Annotated in this window: 15 protein-coding genes and 2 tRNA genes; 1 reads left to right on the forward strand and 16 read right to left on the reverse strand. The window is 55.7% G+C overall.

From position 1 onward, the window contains the following. Position 1: 1 nt before the first annotated feature. The 16 genes from E0L15_RS12500 to glgB form a co-directional block, all read right to left on the reverse strand. On the reverse strand, positions 2-697 hold the full coding sequence (locus E0L15_RS12500) for a prealbumin-like fold domain-containing protein (RefSeq protein WP_168124250.1): 696 nt from the start codon (positions 695-697) through the stop codon (positions 2-4). Positions 698-723: 26 nt separating this feature from the next. Then, on the reverse strand, positions 724-1,914 hold the full coding sequence (locus E0L15_RS01165; protein ID WP_168124251.1) for a SpaH/EbpB family LPXTG-anchored major pilin: 1,191 nt from the start codon (positions 1,912-1,914) through the stop codon (positions 724-726). Positions 1,915-1,929: 15 nt separating this feature from the next. After that, the gene (locus tag E0L15_RS01170) at positions 1,930-3,549 is read right to left on the reverse strand and encodes a SpaA isopeptide-forming pilin-related protein (RefSeq protein ID WP_168124252.1); all 1,620 of its coding nucleotides are present in this window, start codon (positions 3,547-3,549) and stop codon (positions 1,930-1,932) included. Positions 3,550-3,723: 174 nt separating this feature from the next. Beyond that, complete coding sequence (locus tag E0L15_RS01175; protein WP_168124253.1) at positions 3,724-4,398, reverse strand: hypothetical protein; 675 nt, start codon at positions 4,396-4,398, stop codon at positions 3,724-3,726. A gap of 344 nt (positions 4,399-4,742) precedes the next feature. Next, a tRNA-Leu gene (locus E0L15_RS01180) sits at positions 4,743-4,827 on the reverse strand. 97 nt (positions 4,828-4,924) lie between these two features. Then, on the reverse strand, positions 4,925-5,587 hold the full coding sequence (locus E0L15_RS01185) for a hypothetical protein (protein ID WP_087230251.1): 663 nt from the start codon (positions 5,585-5,587) through the stop codon (positions 4,925-4,927). A gap of 225 nt (positions 5,588-5,812) precedes the next feature. Beyond that, positions 5,813-7,981 (reverse strand): polyphosphate kinase 1, encoded by a 2,169-nt coding sequence (gene ppk1, locus E0L15_RS01190; RefSeq protein WP_242955017.1) that lies wholly within the window; start codon positions 7,979-7,981, stop codon positions 5,813-5,815. Continuing rightward, entirely contained in the window at positions 7,954-8,853 is a 900-nt protein-coding gene (locus E0L15_RS01195; protein WP_168124254.1) for a hypothetical protein, read from the reverse strand. The genes ppk1 and E0L15_RS01195 overlap by 28 nt, the downstream gene beginning before the upstream one ends. 177 nt (positions 8,854-9,030) lie before the next feature. Further along, on the reverse strand, positions 9,031-10,302 hold the full coding sequence (locus E0L15_RS01200; protein ID WP_168124255.1) for a glucose-6-phosphate isomerase: 1,272 nt from the start codon (positions 10,300-10,302) through the stop codon (positions 9,031-9,033). 36 nt (positions 10,303-10,338) lie between these two features. Then, complete coding sequence (locus tag E0L15_RS01205) at positions 10,339-11,250, reverse strand: ROK family glucokinase (RefSeq protein WP_087369354.1); 912 nt, start codon at positions 11,248-11,250, stop codon at positions 10,339-10,341. A 38-nt stretch (positions 11,251-11,288) separates the two neighbouring features. Then, positions 11,289-13,124, reverse strand: coding sequence for a glycoside hydrolase family 13 protein (locus E0L15_RS01210; RefSeq protein ID WP_168124256.1), 1,836 nt, complete (start codon positions 13,122-13,124; stop codon positions 11,289-11,291). Positions 13,125-13,157: 33 nt separating this feature from the next. Beyond that, entirely contained in the window at positions 13,158-15,563 is a 2,406-nt protein-coding gene (locus E0L15_RS01215; RefSeq protein ID WP_168124257.1) for a glycogen/starch/alpha-glucan phosphorylase, read from the reverse strand. A gap of 120 nt (positions 15,564-15,683) precedes the next feature. Then, positions 15,684-17,114 carry a glycogen synthase GlgA gene (glgA, locus tag E0L15_RS01220; RefSeq protein ID WP_168124258.1) on the reverse strand — a complete coding sequence of 477 codons (1,431 nt, stop codon included), beginning with the start codon at positions 17,112-17,114 and terminating at the stop codon, positions 15,684-15,686. Beyond that, positions 17,111-18,229 carry a glucose-1-phosphate adenylyltransferase subunit GlgD gene (glgD, locus tag E0L15_RS01225; protein ID WP_168124259.1) on the reverse strand — a complete coding sequence of 373 codons (1,119 nt, stop codon included), beginning with the start codon at positions 18,227-18,229 and terminating at the stop codon, positions 17,111-17,113. The genes glgA and glgD overlap by 4 nt, the downstream gene beginning before the upstream one ends. 14 nt (positions 18,230-18,243) lie before the next feature. Continuing rightward, the gene (locus tag E0L15_RS01230; protein ID WP_168124260.1) at positions 18,244-19,434 is read right to left on the reverse strand and encodes a glucose-1-phosphate adenylyltransferase; all 1,191 of its coding nucleotides are present in this window, start codon (positions 19,432-19,434) and stop codon (positions 18,244-18,246) included. Between the two features lie 47 nt (positions 19,435-19,481). Continuing rightward, positions 19,482-21,464 (reverse strand): 1,4-alpha-glucan branching protein GlgB, encoded by a 1,983-nt coding sequence (gene glgB / locus E0L15_RS01235; RefSeq protein WP_243155338.1) that lies wholly within the window; start codon positions 21,462-21,464, stop codon positions 19,482-19,484. Between the two features lie 283 nt (positions 21,465-21,747). Between glgB and E0L15_RS01240 the strand changes: the two genes are divergently transcribed. Beyond that, positions 21,748-21,838, forward strand: a tRNA-Ser gene (locus tag E0L15_RS01240). Positions 21,839-21,913: the final 75 nt, after the last annotated feature.

Consider the following 21,913-nt stretch of genomic DNA (forward strand, 5'->3'; position numbering starts at 1 on the left):
TTCACTTCCAGTAGCGAAGGGCGATACACCCGGTGAGCATCCCACTGGCCAGCACGATGCCCACCACAGTGGTTACCATAGTGCCTTGGCCGCCGGTCTCGGGCAAATCAAAACCACGGGTGTTGAGGACAGTCAGGGGAACCAGGGCATTGCCGCTGTCCCCCATGGCCTCCATGGTGGCGGAATAGCCGTCCACAGTGGCGGAGGCAGTGAGGGAGCCCACCTGCACACCGGGGGTGTACTTGGTGTCAATGTCCACGGTGATCACATCTTCCAGCAGGGTGTACCCAGCATCGGTCTGGGTTTCGGTGAGCTGGTAAGTGTCCTCTTCCAAACCATACAGATACAGGTGGCCAGTCTCATCAGGGGTCATGCGGGTGGCCTCGTCCACGTTGGTGGTGGTGCCGGTGGCGTAGTACACACCCTTTGCAGGGTTGGCCTCTGCCACCACATAGTAGTTGCCAGTGACGTTGGTCACGTTTTGGGCAATGAACTGGACGGCGTCAAAGTTGGTGCCTCCGGCGGAGAATTTCTTGGTGAGGTGGATGCCATAGCTGTACACCTTGGCTTCATCGGTGAGGGTGTCGATATAGTCCTGGCTGGTGCGCTCCCAGGTGAGGGTGACGGTGTTGGGGTTGCCCTCGGCACCCAGGATCATGTCCTCGGTGCTGTTGATCCTGGCGGTGTAGTACACCACACAGGTCCAATCGGATAGCGGCCTTCCTACTGGCTGTTGTCCACGGGGGTATTGATGCGTTCCAGACCAGCCTCGTTGAACTGGAGAGTCATCATAGTGGATCCGTCACTGCCACTCATATAGGACACATCGAAGTATGTACCCTGTCCCTTCTCATTGCACTCCCAGGTCTCCACGGCATTGGCCCCTTGGGTGGCAGGGGTGTTGGGGGTGGCAACGGTGTAGTCCTTCTGAGCCGCCTCATAGCTCTCGTACCAGCAGACTTTCACGTCAAACTGGTTGTACTCCAGGCCGGGAGAGAGAATATCCTCGAAGCGGTACTGGGTGAGCTGGGTGGCGTTGGAGGTGATGGTGGGCAAGGTGGACAGGTAGCGGTAGCCCATCACATCTCCGGTGCTGCCGGTGGCCACATCCCGGTAGCCCAGCCCATCAACGTCGCCGGAGAAGCTGATGCTGTGGGCCAGGTCTGCCACCTCTTTCTCCAGGGTGGGGTTCCCGGTCTCGTTCTTGGGGTAGACATGGACATCGTAGAACCAGCCGTCAGCGGTCTGGGTGTCCGTCATGGGCAGGGACACCAGGAAGGGGTTGACGGTGGAGGTGACATTCTCCGGCACCTCAGTCTCCACCACCAGGTACAGGCCCAGGTCCAGGCCGTCCACGGAAGTGGTGCCCGTGATGTCATCGGTGAGAGACATGGCAGTGCCGCTCTGGTTGGCCTCCGCCTCCAGCGCATCCTTGGTGGCTCGGCGGTTGGCAGTGAGCTGTTCCTCCAAAGCGTCGATTAGGGTATCGGAGGTATACCAGGGGATGCCATCCTCGGTTTTCACCACGTCCTCCGAAGTGAGACCCAGCGTGTCCCGCACGTCCTCGTTGTCCACCCCGTAGATGACCTGGACGGTGGCATTGGCGGCATCCTGATCCGAGTACATATCAATGCCGCCCAGGCGCAGGTAGGTAAACTCCACACCGCCCAGGGTGTAGTCCTGGAGCATGGTCTCTGCCTCGTGGTTTTCCTTGCCGGTGGACACCAGCCCACCGGTGCTTCCCCCGGCCTGAGTGGCGGCGGTGAGGTCATACTTGGTGACGGTGAGACTGGCAGTGCGTCCGTAGTCGATGGTGGCATCCTGGGGGGTATAGGCCAGGGCGGTTCCGGACAGGCCAAGGGCGGCACACAGGGCCAGCCCCATGGCGGTAAAGCGATGCATCTTCTGTTTCATGATCGATTGTCCTCCTTAATGTTCAGTTTGATGTTTTTTATGCATAGCCAGCCCAGTGACACACAGGCAGGCCAGTGCCAATCCGGCACTCATCAGCCAGATGGCATAGCCTCCTGTGGCAGGCAGGCGATACACCAGGGTGTTGCGCAGGTCGTAGGTGAGATGGTAATAGTAGTTGGTGCCATTGCTGTAGTACACCTCGTCGCTGGTGGTGTCCTTGGCTCCGGCTACCCCATAGGGCAGGGTGATGGTGATGGGCTGGGGCAGAAGCTGATAGCCTTCCTCTGTCTGGATTTCCCGCAGAGTGTAAGTGCCAAAGGGGATGTTCACCAGCTCCACTTGGCCCTGCGGGTCTGTGATCAGCGTGTCGGTGTCCTGTCCCTCCACAAACTGGCCGTTCTGCACCACCAGAGCGGCATAGCGTCCATCTGCCTGCTGGCTCCAGGTCACCACGTTTCCTTGGTCATCCAACAGCTGGAGTTTCACCCCAGACAGGTCCTGGTCTCCCTGACCGGACTTGTGGATGGTGAGCATCCCCAACGGCTGGGTGTGCAGCTGCAAATAAAAAACCACCGGGTCTTGCACTCCGGTGGCTAAGGTCTGGCCCACGCCGTTGGACCAGATGAGCAGGGCTCCTGTATTTTGGGGGACATTCTTCCGCATAGTCAGAGTAACGGGATCGGTAATCTCCTGGGTGGTGGAGAAGGTGTAGGTGTTGCCCTGGCGGGAGACGGTAATCCCGCTGGTGGAGGGGAAGGTGATGTCACAGCCGGTGTGGTTGGTATCTGTGAGGGTCACTGTGTATTTACCGCTGATGGCATCATACTGCATGGTGTGAGCCATATTGAGGCCCACATCCGTGCTGGCAAAGCTGGGGATTACTCGATGTTCAGCCATTTGGTCCAGCATCCAGTCATAGCAGTTCTTGGCCGGATGTCCCTCAATCCACTTCACATAGTTGTTTGCCTCGATGGTCTTGCCCCCGTAGGACAGAGCGGAAATAGAGGTGGGGCTGGTGCGGATGCCGCTTTGATACTCCCAGATAATGATCTGGGTGGCAAAGGCAAAGTCGTCCACGTTGAAGGCACATCCAACCTGGCTGGTTGTTGGCATATAGCTGGGGTTTTCCGGGTTATATCCGTAGAGCATGGCAAGCATAATGCCTTCACGGGCCGTGGGAGACAATAATTTGAGATAGTCCGATGTGCCAGCTTCTCCAGAGGTGTAGTCTCCTCCGTCAAAGGCCTTACCGGACTCGATGCAGTAGGCCAGGGTGTTTCCCACATAGTACTTGTTGTTGGTGTAGCCGCTTGCCTGGGTGCTGGTGATAATTTTTTTGGTACCGTCGCTGTAGTAGCGCATAAAGCTGAATTTCATCAGAGCGTACTTATGGCCAGTGATGGAGGTGTAGGGCTCTCCCTCCCAGGTATTGACCACCTCGCCGGGAGACCAGGCCGACATGGTGGCCAGCAGGGGCAATTCTTCCTCTGTGGTAGCCTCAACGGTGGGTTCGGCTGCCTCTGTCGCCACCTCTTGGGATGGCTGCGTTTCTGAGGGTGCCGCTGCTCCAGGCAATACCCCGAGACACAGAGCACCGCACAGAGCTGCGGTAAGGATGCGTTGGATGAGTTTCACTTGTATCACGTCCCTTCTGAGTTGAAATGATCTGTCTCATCTCTTGTAAAAGTGATCCGGGTTCCTCGCTATCATAGAGGGGAATCCCGTGTGAAGTAATGGGGCATGGGCATTGTCCTCCTTTCGATAAAATAGAAAAAGCGCTGGAGTTTTGGTTAGAACTCCGGCGCAATTTCACATGGTATGTTGGGGGATATAAGGTTGTGCGAGTTGCTGTTCCTGCGCTTTGATGCGATCGACAACATCGGGTATGCCATTTTCTATCTGAGCCTGGATACCCCGGATGTATGCCTCCTGCTTGGGGGACAGGTTCAGGTTGGTGTTTAGGGTATCAGCGCAGCAATGAAAGATTTCTGTGAGCTGTTCCTGGTTGAAAACTTGGTACTGGGGGACAAGGCCGGAACGGATAGCAAAGTCTTGCTTGGCAGCCACGTAGTTTTCCTGAAAGTAGTGGCCGTAGTTGAGACCTGTCCAGCGGAAGCCCCGGTCCCAAGTCACAAAGTGGATGCCGAATTTGGTCTGGTGTCCAGCCAGCACAGTCCCGTTGAAGTCGGCCAGCACTCGAAAGTCTCCGGTCAGCCCCTGTGCCCTCAAGGGGGGAGCCTGCTCCAGCAGGGTAGTGTATTCCCGCACCATACAGGCCAGATCTGCGGCTCTTTGACAGGCTTGTTCCCGTTCCAAATTTGCCACATTCTCCTGCCAGTAGCGTACACCGCCGCCCTCTGTGATCCTGCAGAGAGGGTGTCCATCCCACTCCACGGGAAGTAGACCGTCCTGCACAGCTTGGGTGGTAAATCCCTCTCGCTGGAGTACTCGGCGAAGCTCCTGAAAAAATGTGTCTCGTTTCATAATGATTACCTCCTTGGGGCGTGGCGCCCTTTTTTAATTTTGCTGGAAATGAAAAAAGGCGCCAATCTGATGATCGATCACGACCAACAAATTGACGCCTAGAAACGCTGTATATTCTATTTGGAGAAGAGTAGCGCCCTTTTTGAAACTGCTTTGTTCAAAAAGGGCGCTGTTTGCCTATATCTGTGCCAACGACGGGGAAAGGGGGGTTCAAGTCCCACCAGTCGGGGGAAACAGGGCGTTTGCATCTATGGAATTTTCGGTGAAATTTTGAGGAGAAAAATCCCGGAAACGGTAGATGCCGTAGGCGTTGCGCCTACGGCATCTATAGTGTTGGGATAACATGGTACGGGTAGTGGGGGTCGAACCCACACGCCTTTCGGCACAGGAACCTAAATCCAGCGCGTCTGCCAATTCCGCCATACCCGCTTATATGAGCGACAGGAGTTTTTCCTGTCGCTTTTGATATCTCGTTTTTGCTTGAGAAGGATAGATGCAGACAGCACATCCTGCTTGCGCTGCTCTTTCACCCTTCTTTTTCGGTACCGTCCGAATACTCGTATACATCGTATTCCCCGCAGTACGCGCATACGCCCATTCTTGGGGAATTGACCACGGGCAGTGCGCATCCTTCGTGCTCGTGGGACGCCATACATTTCTCGCAGAAAAACGGGTACTCCTCCATCGCGTCACATTCACAGCAGACGTAATCCGCCGCCTCGCCGCACTGTCCGCACTCGAAAAGCAAAGGCAGATTCCGAGCCAGCAAACGGACAGCCTTGCGCTGTTTGGGACGGGACACAGGATGCAGAAACGTAATCCGAAGCTCTGTCGTACTGCCGAAATCATACTCGTAAAAGAGAACGGAACCGGTCGGAATGCGCTCCAGCTTTGTGCTCTTCCCTATCTCCACCCCGCCGCGTTGATAAAATGCGCTCATATGCCCACAGCACTCAAGCCAGATCTCCCGCAAAAAAGTATCCAGCGTTTTAAGCGTAGAGGTCAGCGGCATATCGAGGTACAGCCAATACACCTTATCCTCGGCGTCCTCCACCTTAAGGAGGACACATTTCTGGTTCTCCGCTTCCTCCCCGCCAGAATGTCTGGAGGAAAAATGCTTCAAAAAACCCGATTTTGCAACGATTGCGCCACAGAGATAGCAATGCCCTTTTGTCATCTGACTTTCCATACCACACCTGCACCTTCTTCACTGAGGTGACAGCACCTAAATCCTGCACGTCTGCCAATTCCGTCATACCCGCATATATGAGCAGCAGGAACTCCCTGCCGCTATTTTTACAAAAACTTCTTCACTGAGGTGACAGCACCTAAATCTCGCATGTCTACCAATTCCATCATACCCGCATGTCATGGTGACTACGGGTATGGAGTATACCACAGAATCAGGGAAATTTCAATACTTTCTTGTAATGGTCCAGGGAAAGCGATCCTTTAGCCGCTGCAATAGGGAGCCCTGGGTTTTGGACTTAGCAGGTGCGGAGCTAGGCTGTGCCGTATGAGAAGAGGTACGCATAAACTCCTCTTGACTGTTGAGAGGGGATACGGTACTGGTTTTTCTCAGGTAGCTCCCGTCGCTGAGCATGGAACTGGCCTTCACATTGTCCAGCAACTGGGTGCGGAGAATCCATTCCAGTTGGGATTTTACCTGTGGGTCGTCGATAGGACAGGCGATCTCAACTCGGCGCAACAAATTTCGGGTCATCAAGTCCGCCGAAGAGATGAAATACTTGGCCTGTTCTCCCCGACCAAAGCAGTAGATGCGGGCGTGCTCCAGATAGCGGCCCACAATGCTAGTAACGTGGAGGCTCTCGGTTTTTCCGGGAATTCCGGGCCGAATACAACAGATGCCCCGGAGAATCAGCTGTACCTCTACGCCTGCTTGGCTGGCTTGCTGAAGCTTGTTGATGATGGCCCGTTCTGTGAGGGAATTGGCTTTGATGCAGATATATCCCTGATGTCCCAAGATAATCTGTTCATCCATGTGGTCTAAGAGAGCCTGGTGAATACCGTTGGGGGAGACCAGAAGGCGCTGATAGCTGCCGTTGAGATTGCTCACCAGCATATTGCGGAAGAAAGCGGCACCGTCCAGGCCAATCTGCTTATCAGCAGTCATAAAGCACAGATCCGTGTACATAGCACAGGTCTTTTCGTTGTAGTTTCCTGTGCCGATCTGAGTGATATAGTTGAGGGTATCGCCCCGGCGCATGGTAATCTGGCAGATCTTGCTGTGACACTTGTAATCTTCGACGCCGTAGATGACCCGGCATCCGGCTTCTTCCAGCACTTTGGACCAGGCGATGTTGTTGGCCTCGTCAAAACGGGCTCGCAGCTCCATGAGTACGGTGACTTCTTTCCCATTTTCCGCCGCTCGACAGAGAATACGGGCAATCTTGGAAGAAGAGGCCAGACGGTAGATAGTCATTTTAATGGCGATGACATCCTTGCGCTCGGCGGCCTCTTGAAGCAATTGCAGGAAGGGGTTGACGGAGTCAAAGGGATAGAACAGGAGTCGGTCCCGCTGCTGAATCTGTTGAATCATGCTCTGCTTGGGGTTCAAATCCTCCGGTTGGCGAGGCTGATAGGGAGGAAAGAGGAGTTTCTCACTGACATCAGCAGGCAGCTGACCAATCAGGGCAAAGACATAGCTCATATTCAACGGAGAGCGGTCCACAAACACCTGGTGCGCTTCCAGGTCCAATCTGTCCCGTAAAATGTCCAGAAAGGCCTGAGAAATAGGCCGAGAGACCTCTAGGCGCACCGCAGACTGTTTACCTCGAAGGTGGAGCAGCTTGCTGACATGGTTCCGGAAGTCCTCTTCGGTGGTGTCCTCAAACTTATCTACGTCAAAGCTGATATCTGCATTGCGAGTGACGCAGATGACACAGCTGTCTGCCACCTTGTATCGCTCAAAGAGGGAGGGCGCCCAGTGGAGGAGCATCTGCTCCATACGGAGATAGCGGCCATTGGAATTGGGCAGCATGAGAAAAGCGGGAAGAGAGGCAGGGAGGGGGACAAATCCCAGAGAAAGTCGATCTTTTTTCTCCCGTAACAGCAGAGAAATGTAAAGCCGCTTTGTTTCCAGGTGGGGGAAGGGGTGGTGGGAGTCCACAATCTGGGGAGAGAGGGTGGGAAGTACGTTGGCGGTGTAATACCGGGAGACGTACTGCTGCTCCGCCTCTGTCAGCTGGTCCATGGACACATCCACAATGCCTTCCTCTTCCAACTGAGTGCAGAGGGACTCGTAGAGATGGTTTTTTAGGTCGATGAGGGGAGGAATGGTCTCGTAGACACAACGCAGCTGCTCCCGGGGAGACATGCCGCTTTTGTTATCCCGCTCCTTGTTGTTGGAAATGGCAGCCAGGTCGAAGAGACTGCCCACTCGAATCATAAAGAATTCATCCAGGTTGCTGGTGAAGATGGAGATGAATTTCAGGCGCTCCAACAGCGGCACGGTCTGGTCTGCCGCCTCTTCCAACACGCGGCGATTAAACCGCAGCCAGCTCAGTTCTCGGTTTTGGGTGTAGCTGTAATCTTTCATAGTTTTGACTGTATCTTCTGGCATAAATAACCCTCCCGGACACCGTACCGACTGACGATGACCTCGTTTACTTGACAAGTTTTCACCACATGGCGCAGAATCATCAGGCCAGGGATGAGTGTGTGCAGCCGCTCAGGTGCTGCCTTCAAAATCAGATCGGTGGCCGTGCGCTGGTCGGAGCGGAGTAGGGCAAATACCTCATCCAGCTGGTCAGCGGTGACAGACCGGCAGGTCTGGGGCAGCTGGAAGACCGTGCGGGACAGCTTCAAAGCGGCTCGGGCAGAGCCGCCCACCGCTGCAATCTGATGGGAAGTAAGGTCCTGGGCAGGCAGTTTGCCCAGCTCCCGCTTCAAAACCTTTTCCATGCGCTCATAGGAGCCGTTTCCGGGAAGAATCCGCTTGACACAGTCCCGGTACAGCTTCAGTGAGCCAATGGGGAAGCTGGAGGCCTGGTTCACCTGGCCATGTTCAAACTCCACCAACTCGGTACTGGCGCCGCCAATGTCCACAAACAGTCCACTGTCCATGGCAGTGTCCTGCATGGCACCCACATAACCGAACGTGGCCTCCTCCTCGCCAGAGAGCACCTCGATGGGGAACCCCACCATCTGGCTGATGGCGGCAGCAGCCTGCTGGGAGTTATGGACGTTACGCAGGGAGGCGGTGGCGAAGGCGGAGATGTTGGTGATCTCCAGGTGGTCCAGCGTCTTTGCAAAGGAGAGCAGTCCAGCTCCAGCTCTGCGGATACCTTCCTCCGTCAGGATGCCGTGCTCCATATAATTGGCCAGCCCGGCCATAATCTTTTCTTTAAACAGAACGGTAAAACTCTCTTTTTCCACGGAATACACCGTCAAACGCATGGAGTTAGAACCGATATCAATCACTGCATGCTTCATGTCTATCCTCCTGTTATATGATCTTCACAGCGGTTTTAGCTGTGAAATGGACGTAATACACCACTATCTATACTTTACAAAACCTGTGTCAAGATTTCTTGTCGTATTTTGTAAAGAGTATGTAAAAACTCCTATGGCTGCCCAGAGACAGCCATAGGAGTTTGCATGAAACGAAAATTAGGGACGGCCCAGGAGAGCGAACATGTTCTTCTTATAGGCCTCCACGCCGGGCTGGTTGAAGGGGTTGACCTGCAGCACGTGGCCGCTGATGCCGCAGGAGAGCTCGAAGAAGTAGAAGAGCTCGCCCAGAGTGCGGGCATTCATCTTGGGGCTGCGCAGGACCATAGCAGGAGCGCCGCCGTCGTGGTGAGCGGCCAGGGTGCCCTGGAAGGCCATCTCACGGACAAAGCTCATGGGCTTGCCAGCCAGATAGTTCAGGTTGTCGCCGTCGTCGTCGCAGTGGGGCACAGCCACGTCACAGCCAGTGTCATCCACATAGATCACAGTCTCGAAGAGGATGCGCTCGCCATCCTGGATGAACTGACCCATGGAATGCAGGTCGGTGGTGAGCTGCACGCTGGCGGGGAAGATGCCCTTGCCATCCTTGCCCTCGGACTCACCGAACAGCTGCTTGAGCCACTCGCCGAAGAAGGTGTAGGAGGGCTCGTAGTTGCAGAAGATCTCGATCTTCTTGCCCTGGCGATACAGCAGGTTACGAGCGGCGACATACTGCCACACGGGGTTGTCCATGGAGCGCAGGTCATACTTCTCCATAGCCTCGGCAGCGCCGGCCATCAGCTCGTTGATGTCGGTGCCGGACACGGCGATGGGCAGCAGGCCCACAGCGGTGAGGACGGAGAAGCGGCCACCCACCTCGTCGGGAATGACGAAGGTCTCCCAGCCGTTCTTGTCGGCCACGGACTTCAGAGCACCACGGGCCTTATCGGTGGTGGCGTAGATACGGCTGTTGGCCTCAGCGCCGTACTTCTTCTCCAGGTGCTCACGGAAAATACGGAAGGCGATGGCGGGCTCAATGGTGCCGCCGGACTTGGAGATCACGTTGATGGACCAGCTGCGGTTGCCGATGCGGCGCATGACCTTCTGAATCTCATTGGGGCTGAGAGAGCAGCCGACAAAGCAGATATCGGGACCGTCGGAGGGAAAGATCTCCAGGGCGGTACGGGCGCCCAGGTAGGAGCCGCCGATGCCGATGACCACCAGCACCTCGGAGTCAGAGCGAATCTTCTTGGCAGCCTTGAGGATGCGGTCAAACTCCTCCTTGTCATAGGCCTCGGGCAGACGCACCCAACCGGTGAAATCGGAGCCGGGGGCAGAACTATCATACAGCTTGGCGTGAGCGGCGGCCACTTCGTCGGCCATAGCGGTCAGCTGCTCCTGGGATACGAAACCATCCAGATGAGACAAATCCAACGTTAACATAGTGTGCAACTCCTTGTGAAATAAATTTACCCTTGGTTAAGGGAATTAAGCATGATAGAAGAACAGACCAGCGCCGCCATAAATTCCGGCGTTGTTGCCCAACTGGGCCAGAGCGAAGGTGGCCTGACGGGCAGGGGAGAACACGTTTTCCCGGTAGGCATCCACCACGGGGTCCATGAGGATAGAGCCAGCAGCAGACACACCACCGCCGATGATGAAGATCTCGGGGTTGACGATACAGCCGATCATAGCAGAGGCCACACCCAGGGCCTTGGCTGCAGTCTGAATGACCTCCATGGCCTGCTGGTTCCCCTCCTTGGCTGCGTCAAACACGTCCTTAGCGGTGACTTTCTCCATGTCCTGGAAGGGCTGGAACTCCCGGGCGGCACGGATGATGCCGGTGGCAGAGGCAGTGACCTCCAGACAGCCGTACTTGCCGCAGGAGCACTGCCAGTCCTGGTGGAAGCTCATAGGCATATGGCCAGCTTCACCGCCTGCGCCGTTGGCGCCAGAGATGATTTGGCCGTTGGAAATGATACCACAGCCAATGCCAGTGCCCACGGTGAGCATGGCCAAGCTCTTACGGCCTTTGCCAGCGCCGTGCCACAGCTCGCCCAGAGCAGCCAGGTTAGCGTCATTTTCCACCTTTACCACCAGACCAGTGCGGCTGGACAGCTCGGTGGCCACGTTGATATCCCCCCAGCCTAGGTTGACGCAGCCCTTGACCTGTTCCTGGTTGAACACAGGTCCGGGGACGCCCACGCCTGCACCCACAAAGGCACAGTCGTCGAATTGCGCCTTTACCTGCTGGATTTCCTGAGCAATCCGGTCAAACATGGCGGCAGGGTCACGGGGAGAGGGAAATTCGCTCTTGTGCAGCAGAGGGCCTTCTTCGTCCACAAGCCCCAGCTTCACGGATGTTCCGCCGATGTCCACGCCAAAACACACTTGCTTCATTGCGCTCAACTCCTCTTTTTCTTGTCGTCAAGATACGCTTATTCCAAAATAATGGCAACACCCCAGGGCTCCAGATGCAGCAACCGCTTTTCCATATTGATATAGGACTGGAACAGCAGCTGTCCCGTGATGGGGAGGGTCATGGGGTCGGAGCCTCCGTTGACAATGGTGTGAATCCGCTGGCCGTTCAAGGTGCGGATGAAATGAATGACATGATCGTTAGGGTTTTCAAAGGTGATATGGCCTCGTTTGAGGGCGGCATATCTGCCTTTGATGCGGCTGAGAGACTCATAGGCCGTCTGCAGAGAGGTAAGCTCACGCCCCCAGGGGAAGCACCGGCGGTTAAAGGGGTCTTCAAACCCTTCCAGCCCGGCCTCATCTCCGTAGTAGATACACGGCATGCCAGGCAGCGTGAATTGCAGCGCTGCCGCTGCGCACTCCCGCCGCACCGCCCAGAGTTTGGCGTCCTCGCTGAGAAATCGGTTGGCCTTTTCCTGCTTGGAGCCGTCAAAGCTGTCGCCCAACAGGGTGAGGATGCGGGGAGTGTCGTGGGTAGACAGGCTGTTCATGAGGCAGTGGAGAACCTCCTGGGGATAGTGCTCCACCACTGACATGATGTTGGCCCGGAAGCTGTTGGCATCCGGCTGGGCCAAGAAGGAGAGGATGGCACTGCGGAAGGGGTAGTTCATCACCGAGTCCAGCTCTCCGTGGGAGAAATACTTTCTCCGGGCTCCGTAGCTGATCTTGTTGGAGGCATCCTCCCACACCTCGCCCAGCAGCAGCGCCTCAGGGTTCAGCTCCTTGAGGCGCTGGCGGAACAGGGCGATGAAGTCATCGGGCAGCTCGTCGGCCACATCCAGACGGAAGCCGTCGGCGCCCAAGCTCATCCAGTGGGCAATGACGCTATTCTCTCCTGTGATGATGTGCTCCAGAAAAGCCGGGTCCATCTCATTGACGCAGGGGAGGGTGTCGATGCCCCACCAGGAGGTGTAGCGGTTGGGGTACTCCTGGAAATCAAACCAGCTGCGGTAGGGGGAATTGGGGTCACTGACTGCACCGTGTCCGAAGATATGGTTGCGGTCAAAGTACACGCTGTTGCTGCCGGTGTGGGAGAACACGCCGTCCAAAATCACCTTCATACCCAGCTTGTGGGCGTCGGCGCACAGGGCGGAAAAGTCCTCCTCGGTCCCCAACATGGGGTCGGGACGCATGTAGTCGGCAGTGTCATAGCGGTGATTGGAAAACGCCATGGAGATGGGGTTGAGATAGATGACGTCCACATGCATCCGTTTGAGGTAGGGCAGCTTTTCCCGAATCCCTCGCAGATTTCCACCGAAGAAGTCGTTATTCAGCACCTCTCCGTGCTCGTTGGGGAGATAATAGGGGGTGTCGTCCCAGTTTTCGTGTACCCAATAGGGCTGCAGTTTCTCGGTCAGATCACAGGAGCCCGAGCGAAAAAAGCGATCGGGAAAGATCTGATACATCACGGCTCCGGCATAGGCCTTGGGTGTGTGAAACTGTTGTGGGTAACAGGTCAACTGCCAGAGGTCTCCCTGGTTGATGCTGGTATCCGTCTCTCCACAGCGGTAGACCTGGAACGGCCCCTGAGCGCCCTGGCAGCGGAAGTGATAGAAATACAGTCCGCACCGGGGGAGGGAAAACTGCGTTTTATAAATTTGATATCCGTCCTGCGTGTCGGTCAACTCGAAGGATACCTGCATCCCGTAGGCGGTGTCGGTGGTGAGAATCACATCCACGCCGCTGACGGCGTAGTAGTCCGGCACCTTTACCGTCAGGGAACAGGGCTGGTTTTCCATCACACAGCCAAAAGGAGTCTTATATTCTTCTAACAGGCAATTAAATGCGACATTCATCCATCAAAACTCCAGACAATGAGGAAAAATAGGTCACTTCAGATGCCAGATGTTCTCGGCATATTCGGTGACGGCGCGGTCGGCAGAGAACAGACCGGCCTTGGCGATGTTGACCAGAGACATGTTGGTAAACTTGCGCTGGTCAGCATACAGGGCGGACACATCGTTCTGAGCCCGCACGTAGTCGTGAAAGTCCGCCAGGCACATATAGGGGTCGGCAGGTCCACGGTGGTTGGTAATCAGGGAATTGACAATATCGTCAAAGCGCATGTTGGAGAAACCGGTGCGCAGCAGATCCATCACAGCCTGGAGCTGGGGATCGTTATGAATATATACGAGGGGATTGTACCCGTGATGCCACAGGTCGTTGACCTCGGGGGTACGCAGGCCGAAGAGCACGATGTTCTCATCGCCCACCTGCTCCCGAATCTCCACATTGGCCCCATCCAGTGTACCCAGGGTAACGGCACCGTTAATCATCAGCTTCATATTACCGGTGCCGCTGGCCTCCTTGCCGGCAATGGAAATCTGCTCGGAGATTTCGGCGGCAGGGATGATCTTCTCAGCCAGAGAGACGTTGTAGTCCTCCATAAACACCACTTTCAGCTTGTCACGCACCACGGGGTCGGAGTTGACCAGGCGAGACACCGCGCAGATGAGCTGAATGATCTGCTTTGCCATGATATAGCCAGCGGAGGCCTTGGCGGCAAAGATGAAGGTGCGGGGCTGGAAGGGGGCATTGGGGTTGTGCTTGATCTCCAGATACATGTGCAGAATCTGGAGGACGTTGAGCAACTGGCGCTTGTACTCGTGCAGACGCTTGATCTGGACGTCAAACAGGGAGTTGGGGTCCACCTGGATGCCGTTGCGCTGGAGAATCAAATCGCTGAGGCGCTGCTTATTGGCCAGCTTGATCTCCTGCAGGCGGCTGAGCACGCTGGCATCGTCCCGGTACTTCAGCAGTTTCTCCAGCTCTCTGGAGTCCTTGACGAAGCCGTCCCCGATGAGCTCTTTGAGCAGAGCGCTGAGGTCGGGGTTGGACTGGCACAGCCAGCGGCGGTAGGCGATGCCGTTGGTGACGTTGAGGAAGCGATTGGGCTCCATCTGGTAATAGTCCCGGAAGATGCTGTCCTTGAGAATCTCGGTGTGCAGCTTGGACACGCCGTTGATCTTGTGGCAGGCGGCCAGACACAGGTTGGCCATGCGAATCTCACCGTTGGCGATGACGGCCATGTAGTTGATCTTGCCCATGTCGTTGCCATACTTGGCCCGCAGATCCTCCACCAGGCGGCGGTTGATTTCGCACACGATCTGATACACACGGGGCATCTGCTCGGAGAAGAGGCTCTCGCTCCAATGCTCCAGAGCTTCGCTCATAACGGTGTGGTTGGTGTAGGACAGGGTATTGCAGGTGATCTCCCAGGCCTCATCCCAGCCGTAGTCGTACTCGTCCAGCAGCAGACGCATCAGCTCGGGCACGCACAGAGCGGGGTGGGTGTCGTTGATGTGGATGGACACCTTGTCTGCCAGGTTGTCCAGACTGCGATAGGTCTTCAGGTGCTTGCGCAGAATGGTCTGGAGGGAGGCAGATACCAGCAGGTATTGCTGGCGCAGGCGCAGACGCTTGCCAGCAATGTGGTCATCGGCAGGGTAGAGGACTTTGGAGATGACCTCGGCCATGGTATCGCCCTCCAGGGCCTTGGCGTAATCGCCCCGGGAGAAAGCGGTCATATCAAAGCTGCGGGGAGACTTGGCGCTCCACAGCACCAGCTTGTTCACGGCGTCAGTGTCGTGGCCGGAAATATACATATCGTTGGGCACAGCCATGACGGACTGATAGTTGACGTGGGCCACACGGTACTTGCCGTTGTCGTCCCAGCCGTGGGCTTCGCCGCCGAACTTGACCTCCACGGCCTCGTCCTCTCGGGGCACCAGCCACACATCGCCCATGGTCAGCCAGTCATCGGGGAACTCCATCTGCCAGCCGTCGATGATCTTCTGCTTGAAGATACCGAACTCATAGCGAATGGAATAGCCCGTGCAGGGAATGCCCAGAGTGGTGGCAGAATCCATATAGCAGGAGGCCAGACGGCCCAGACCGCCGTTGCCCAAACCGGCATCAGGCTCCATCTCATACAGGTCATGGATGTCGATGCCACACTTATCCAGTGCCTGGGTGAACAGCTCTTCCAGGCCTAAATTATACAAATTGTTCCGCAGGGAGGTACCAACCAGGAACTCCATGGACATGTAGTATACCTGCTTGTCCTGGTCCTTGTTGGTCTTGCGGTTAAACTGTGTGTTCTTTTCCACCAGCATCTCATTGACGAGGTAGCAGAGACAGCGGTAGATCTGTTGGGGAGAGGCGGTGTCAGAATGACAGCCATAGCGTCGTAACAAGGTCTCTTCCAGTTTTTCAATAATCTGTTTCTGATTCATGAAACTGAACTCCTCTGTGCGGATCACAAGGCATCCGCAAAAATTTGAAAACCGTGTTGCCCGTACCCGAGCACAGCCCGCATGAGCGGGCTGTAATCGGGGGGAGGCAACACGGTACAATTATAACATGGAACGATAGATTTGCCAATACTCCTGGACGGACTGATTCCAAGAACTATCAAATTTCATGTCATTTTTTTGCAGGAGCTTCCAGTGCTTGCTGTCCTGATAGAAAGCAGCAGCGCGCCGGACAGCATCCAGCATGTCATGGGCGTTGTAACTTTTGAAGGTAAAGCCGCGCCCTTCCATGGTCTCCGGGTTCAAAGCGGGTACGGTATCGTACAATCCGCCGGTTTCCCGGATGATGGGTACGGTGCCGTAGCGCATGGCGATGAGCTGCGTCAGGCCACAGGGCTCCATTTTGGAGGGCATCAGCACCAGATCGCCGCCGGCGTACGTCTCGTGAGCCAATTTGTTGTCGAAAACGATGTTAGCAGACATCTTTTCCGGGTACTGGTCGGCATAGGAGCGGAACATATCCTCATAGTTCTGCTCGCCCGTGCCGATGATGACCAGCTGGATATCCTCCTGCATCAGGTCATCCATGACGGCCTGCACCAGGTCCAGACCCTTGTGGGAGACCAGACGGGTGATCATAATCACCATGGGCACGTCGTCCCGGCACTCCAATCCCAGCTTTTCCTGAAGCGCCCGCTTGTTCTCCGCCTTCTTGTCCAGTTGATCACAGGTGTAATTCACCGGGATCAGAGGATCGGTGGAGGGGTCAAAGACATCGGTGTCGATACCATTGACCACGCCGCTGAGCTTGTAGCTGTGGTGGCGCAGTACCCCGTCCAGCCCATGGGCGTAATAGGGGGCCTGAATTTCGTAGGCGTAGGTGCGGGAGACAGTGCTCACCCGGTCAGACACCAGAATGGCGGCCTTCATCATGTTGGTGCAGCCGTCAAACTGGGTGGTACCCCGCCAATCCTCCGGCAAGCCCAGCACCTCGTCCACAAAGGAGTCCGGCGCCTTGCCCTGATACTCCATGTTGTGGATGGTAAACAGGGTGCGGATGGGCTGGTAGGCATCCAGGCCCATATAGAAGGCCCGGAGGAAGACGGGAATCATGGCAGTTTGCCAGTCGTTGGCGTGGATGACATCGGGATACCAGTTGAGGTATTGCAGGGACTCCAAAACGGCCTTGGAGAAGAAGGCGAAGCGCTCGCCGTCGTCGTAGTAGCCGTAGGCATTGTCCCGATAGAAGTAGTACTCATTGTCGATGAAGTAGTACTGCAAGTTTCTCTGGGTGTCCTTGGCGCGGAACACACCGCAGTACACGCTGCGCCAGGACAGGGGCACCCGGAAGTTACAGAGAAACTCAATGTCCCACCTGGGACTGTCTTTGATGGCCTTGTAGTAGGGGAGAAAGACAGCCACCTGTGCGTTTTCGTCGGCACTGAGCGCTTTGGGCAGCGCAGATGCCACGTCGCCCAGCCCGCCCGTTTTTAAAAAGGGAGCGGCTTCACTGGCGGCAAATAAGATTTTCATACAGTGACTCCTTTGCGGATGATCACGGGAGCAGTCTCCAGGCCCTTGAGCTGGCTACCGGCGGTGATGGTGGCCCACTTGTCCACGATGACGTTCTCCAGGCTGGCGCCCTCGCCGATGACGCTGCCCTGCATGATGATGCAATTCTTTACCGTAGCGCCCTTGGCGATGCGCACACCACGACCAATGACGGAGTGCTCCGCATTGCCATCCAAAATGCAACCGTCGGCGATGATACAGCCGGAGATGTTGCAGTCCATGCCGTAGTGAGAGGGCACCTCGTCGTTGACGCGGGTGTAGATGGGACGGTCAGGACGGAACAGAGCCTTGCTGATGCCCTCGTCCAGCAGAGCCATATTGCTGCTGAAATAGCTCTCAATGTCGTTGACCCGCAGGACGGGATCGGTGAAGGGGTAGATGTTGATGGACAGGTCCCCGGTGTTGAAGCGGGACTGAATGAAGTCACGCTCCAGGAAGTAGACACCCCGGGCAGTGAACTCAGACACGGTGTCAATGAGCACCTGACGGTCCATAACCATAATGCTCATGCCGCAGTAGTCGCCGGGCTGGGGCACGTGGTCCAGCGCGTAGCTGGTGACCCGCATGTTCCCATCCACCTGGATGACGGACTTGTAGGTGTTGCTGTTGCTCATCTTGCTCTGGGTGGCAACCACAGTGATGTCACAGCCGCTGTTGATGTGGGACTCCACCACGGGGCGGAAGTCCATGTTGCAGATCACGTGGGCATCTGCCATCACCACATAGGGAGAGGTGTCCTCCCGGAGGAAGTCCAGAGCGTTGCGCAGCTCGTCCAGCTTGCCGCGGTTGGCCTGGTTCAGGCTCTCGCTGGCGTAGGGGGGGAGGATCTGCAGGCCGCCGTTTTTGCGGTTCAGGTCCCACTCCTGGGTGTTGCCCAGGTGGGTCATCAGAGAGTGGTAGTGCTGCTTGGCCAGCACGCCCACGCTGGTGATGCCGGAGTTGACCATGTTGGACAGGGCGAAGTCCACCAGGCGGTAACGGCCGCCGTAGGGGATAGCCGCCATGTTGCGGTCATGGGTAAAAGCGTTCAACTCATCCGAATACATCTCGGAGAAAATAATTCCACACATTTTCATCTTTGTAGCCCCCCTTAAACAATTTCCTTGGGTTTGATCACGGTGCCAGAGGGGATGGTCTTCTTGTGACCCACAACGCTGATACCCCAATCCTCGCCCAGGCAGTCCTCCGGGCGTGCGCCGATGGTGACGTTCTCTTCGATGACACACTGCTCACCCACGATGGCGTAGCTGATGGTGCTGCCCTTACGGACGATGGTGTTGGGCATCAGGACGGTGCCGCTGACCACAGCGCCTTCTTCCACCTCGCAGCCGGTGTAGATCACGGAGTTCTCCACCGTACCCTTGATGCGGCAGCCCTCGGTGATGAAGGAGTTGGACACCTTGGAGGAGGGGGCGATCATGGTAGAGGGGCTGGCATAGTTCCGGGCATAGATCTTGGAGTGGGGGTTGCGCATATCCAGGGGGTCCTTGGGGTCCAACAGGTCCATGTTGGCATCCCACAGACTGCCCAGAGTGCCCACGTCCTTCCAGTAGCCTTCAAAGGGATAGGCATACATGGGACGGCCGTCCCGCAGGAAGGCGGGGATGACGTTCTTGCCGAAGTCGTTCTCGGAGTTGGGGTCGGCCTCGTCGGCAATCAGGTACTTCTTCAGAGCGGCCCAAGTGAAGATGTACACACCCATGGAGGCCTGGGTGCTCTTGGGATGGGCGGGCTTCTCCTCGAAGTCCACGATGGCCTGGTTCTCGTCAGTGCTCATGATGCCCATACGAGTGGCGTCTTCCATGCTGACGTTGATGACTGCAATGGTGCACTCGGAGCCCTTCTCCTTGTGGAACTGCAGCATCTTGTTGTAATCCATCTTATAGATGTGGTCACCGGAGAGAATGAGCACATACTCGGGCTGATATCTCTCGATGAAGGGGATGTTCTGATAGATGGCGTTGGCCGTGCCCTTATACCACTGGTTGCTGGTGGTCTTGGTATAGGGAGGGAGCACATGGGCGCCGCCGAAATTCCGGTTCAGGTCCCAAGGCTGGCCGTTGCCGATGTAGTCGTTGAGCTCCAGGGGCTGATACTGGGTGAGAATACCCACGGTATCAATGCCGGAGTTGACGCAGTTGGAGAGAGAGAAGTCAATGATGCGATACTTGCCGCCGAAAGGCACGGCGGGTTTTGCGGTGTTTTCTGTCAGTACATACAATCTACTGCCCTGGCCGCCGGCCAAGAGCATGGAGATGCATTCTTTTTTTCGTTCGATCACAGTGAAGCCCCCCTAATTCATCTTTCCTCGCTGGTTATATGCGATGGTTATTTGCTGGCCTTTTTGCCAGCGGATTGCTTTTTGGAAACTCTGGTTTTTTTCACCTTTGCGCTGGGCACGCCTTCCACCGTCTTGCGGGTTCTCTGGGGCGCCTCTCGTTCGTAATATACGGTGGAGAGGGGCGGCAGAGTCAATTCGATGGAGTATTTCAGCCCGTGCATGGGTTTCGCCTTGGCCTTGACCGGCTTGAGCGGGGTACCAGTGCCACCATATTTCACGTCGTCACTGGACAAAACAGGAATATAAGTACCGGCTTTGGCCGCACCGATGCAGTAGTGCTCGCGGGTGACCGGGCAGAAGTTGCACACAACCACAACCTCTTTCCCCTTGGCATCCACGCGCCGGAAGGAGATCACGCTCTGGCTGTTGTCGTCACAGGCAATCCACTGGAAGCCGTGCCAATCGTTGTCATTCTGCCACAGGGCAGGATGGGCCAGGTAGAAGTGATTCAAATCCCGGACATAATCTTGCAGCTGACGGTGCTTATCATATTCCAAAAGGAACCAGTCCAGTTCCTTGGTGAAATCCCATTCAATAAACTGACCGAACTCTCCGCCCATGAACACCAGCTTTTTGCCGGGATGGGTCATCATATAGCCGTAGAAGGCTCGGAGATTCTGGAACTTCTCCTCGTAGTCTCCCGGCATCTTGTTGAGCAGGGAGCACTTACCGTGGACCACCTCATCATGAGAGAGGGGGAGGATAAAGTTTTCCGAGAACGCGTAGGTCAGCGAGAAGGTAATGTTGTTGTGACGGCCTTTGCGGAACAGGGGGTCGGTGGACATGTAATCCAGCATGTCGTGCATCCAGCCCATATTCCACTTGAAGTTAAAGCCCAATCCGCCGTCATATCCAGGCTTGGTGACCATGGGGAAGGCGGTGGACTCCTCGGCGATGACCAGAGCGCCGGGGTTAAATTCGAAGGCAGCGGCGCTCATGTCCTGCAAGAACTTCACCGCGTCCAGATTGGTATTGCCGCCGTACTGGTTGGGGCGCCACTGACCATCCCGGCGTCCGTAGTCCAGATAGAGCATGGAAGCCACGGCGTCCACTCGAATGCCGTCCACATGGTACATATCCAACCAGTATACCACATTGGAGATGAGGAAGGACCGCACCTCGTAACGGCCATAATCGAAAATGTGGGTGCCCCAGTCCGGGTGCTCCTTGCGCAGAGGGTCGGAGGGCTCGTAACAGCAACCGCCGTCGAACTCATACAGACCCGTCTCATCCTTGGGGAAGTGCGCGCCCACCCAGTCCAAAATCACACCAATACCTGCGCTGTGGCAGATATCCACAAACTTCATAAAGTCCTTGGGTGTGCCGTACCGGGAGGTGGGGGCATAATATCCAGTGACCTGATAGCCCCAGGAGGGCTCAAAGGGATACTCGCTGATGGGAAGCAGCTCGATGTGGGTATAGCCCATATCCTTGACATACTTGACCAGATCGTTGGCGTATTCCTCGTAGGTCATGTAATTGCCATCGGCATGCTTACGCCAAGACCCCAGGTGCAGCTCATAGATGTTCAGAGGACGGGTGAGGGGCTGCTCCTTGGCCCGGGCAGCACAATACTCCTGATCGGTCCACTCAAAGCCGTCCAGATCATAGATCTTGCTGGCAGTCTCGGGCCGAGTGCAGGTATGTACGCCGTAGGGATCGCTCTTGAAGACAAAGGAGCCATCCGGGCGTTCGATGTAGAATTTGTACTCGTCAAAGTGTTTGGCCTCGGGCAAAAACTGCTCCCAAATTCCATCGGTAAGCTTGTCCATGGCCGGCACATCGGTGTCCCAGTCATTAAATCGGCCCAAAACCCGGACAGAACGGGCATGAGGGGCCCAGACACGGAACACATAGCCCTCCTTTCCGTCCCGGACCTCCTTGTGACAGCCCATAAATCGATAGGCGTCGTGGCTGGTTCCGGCGCTGAAACGGGCGATGGCATCGTTGAGATATTCGGTGTGATTCAAGGTATATGCCTCCCAATTCCTCGAACAACTCATGAGGTAATGATGCTGTGGTTTATTTTGTGGCTTTCATTATACTGCGACAGAACAATAAAGTCAAGATGCACAAAAAAGCAAATGAAAGCGCATATACTTTTAGTATACTATGTGTTGTTTTCGTAAAAAATGATTACGAGCCCTTAAATTCCCATTAAATGCTGTCAATATCTTACTATAACCTGTAGTAGCGAAAAAGAACGTTGACTTTTGGAGGAAAATCATGTATTCTATATCAGCTATCATTGATGGAGACGTATCGAAGTGGTCATAACGAGAACGACTCGAAATCGTTTGACGGGTAAAACCGTCCGTGGGTTCGAATCCCACCGTCTCCGCCAAAAAGTCCAGCAGCCTTTGGGTTGCTGGACTTTTTTGATTTCATCCAGTGAATTTTATGGCTATGTACACCACTT

It is taken from the genome of Pseudoflavonifractor sp. SW1122 (assembly GCF_012027765.1).
GTDB classification, from domain to species: Bacteria; Bacillota; Clostridia; order Oscillospirales; family Oscillospiraceae; genus Enterenecus; species Enterenecus faecium.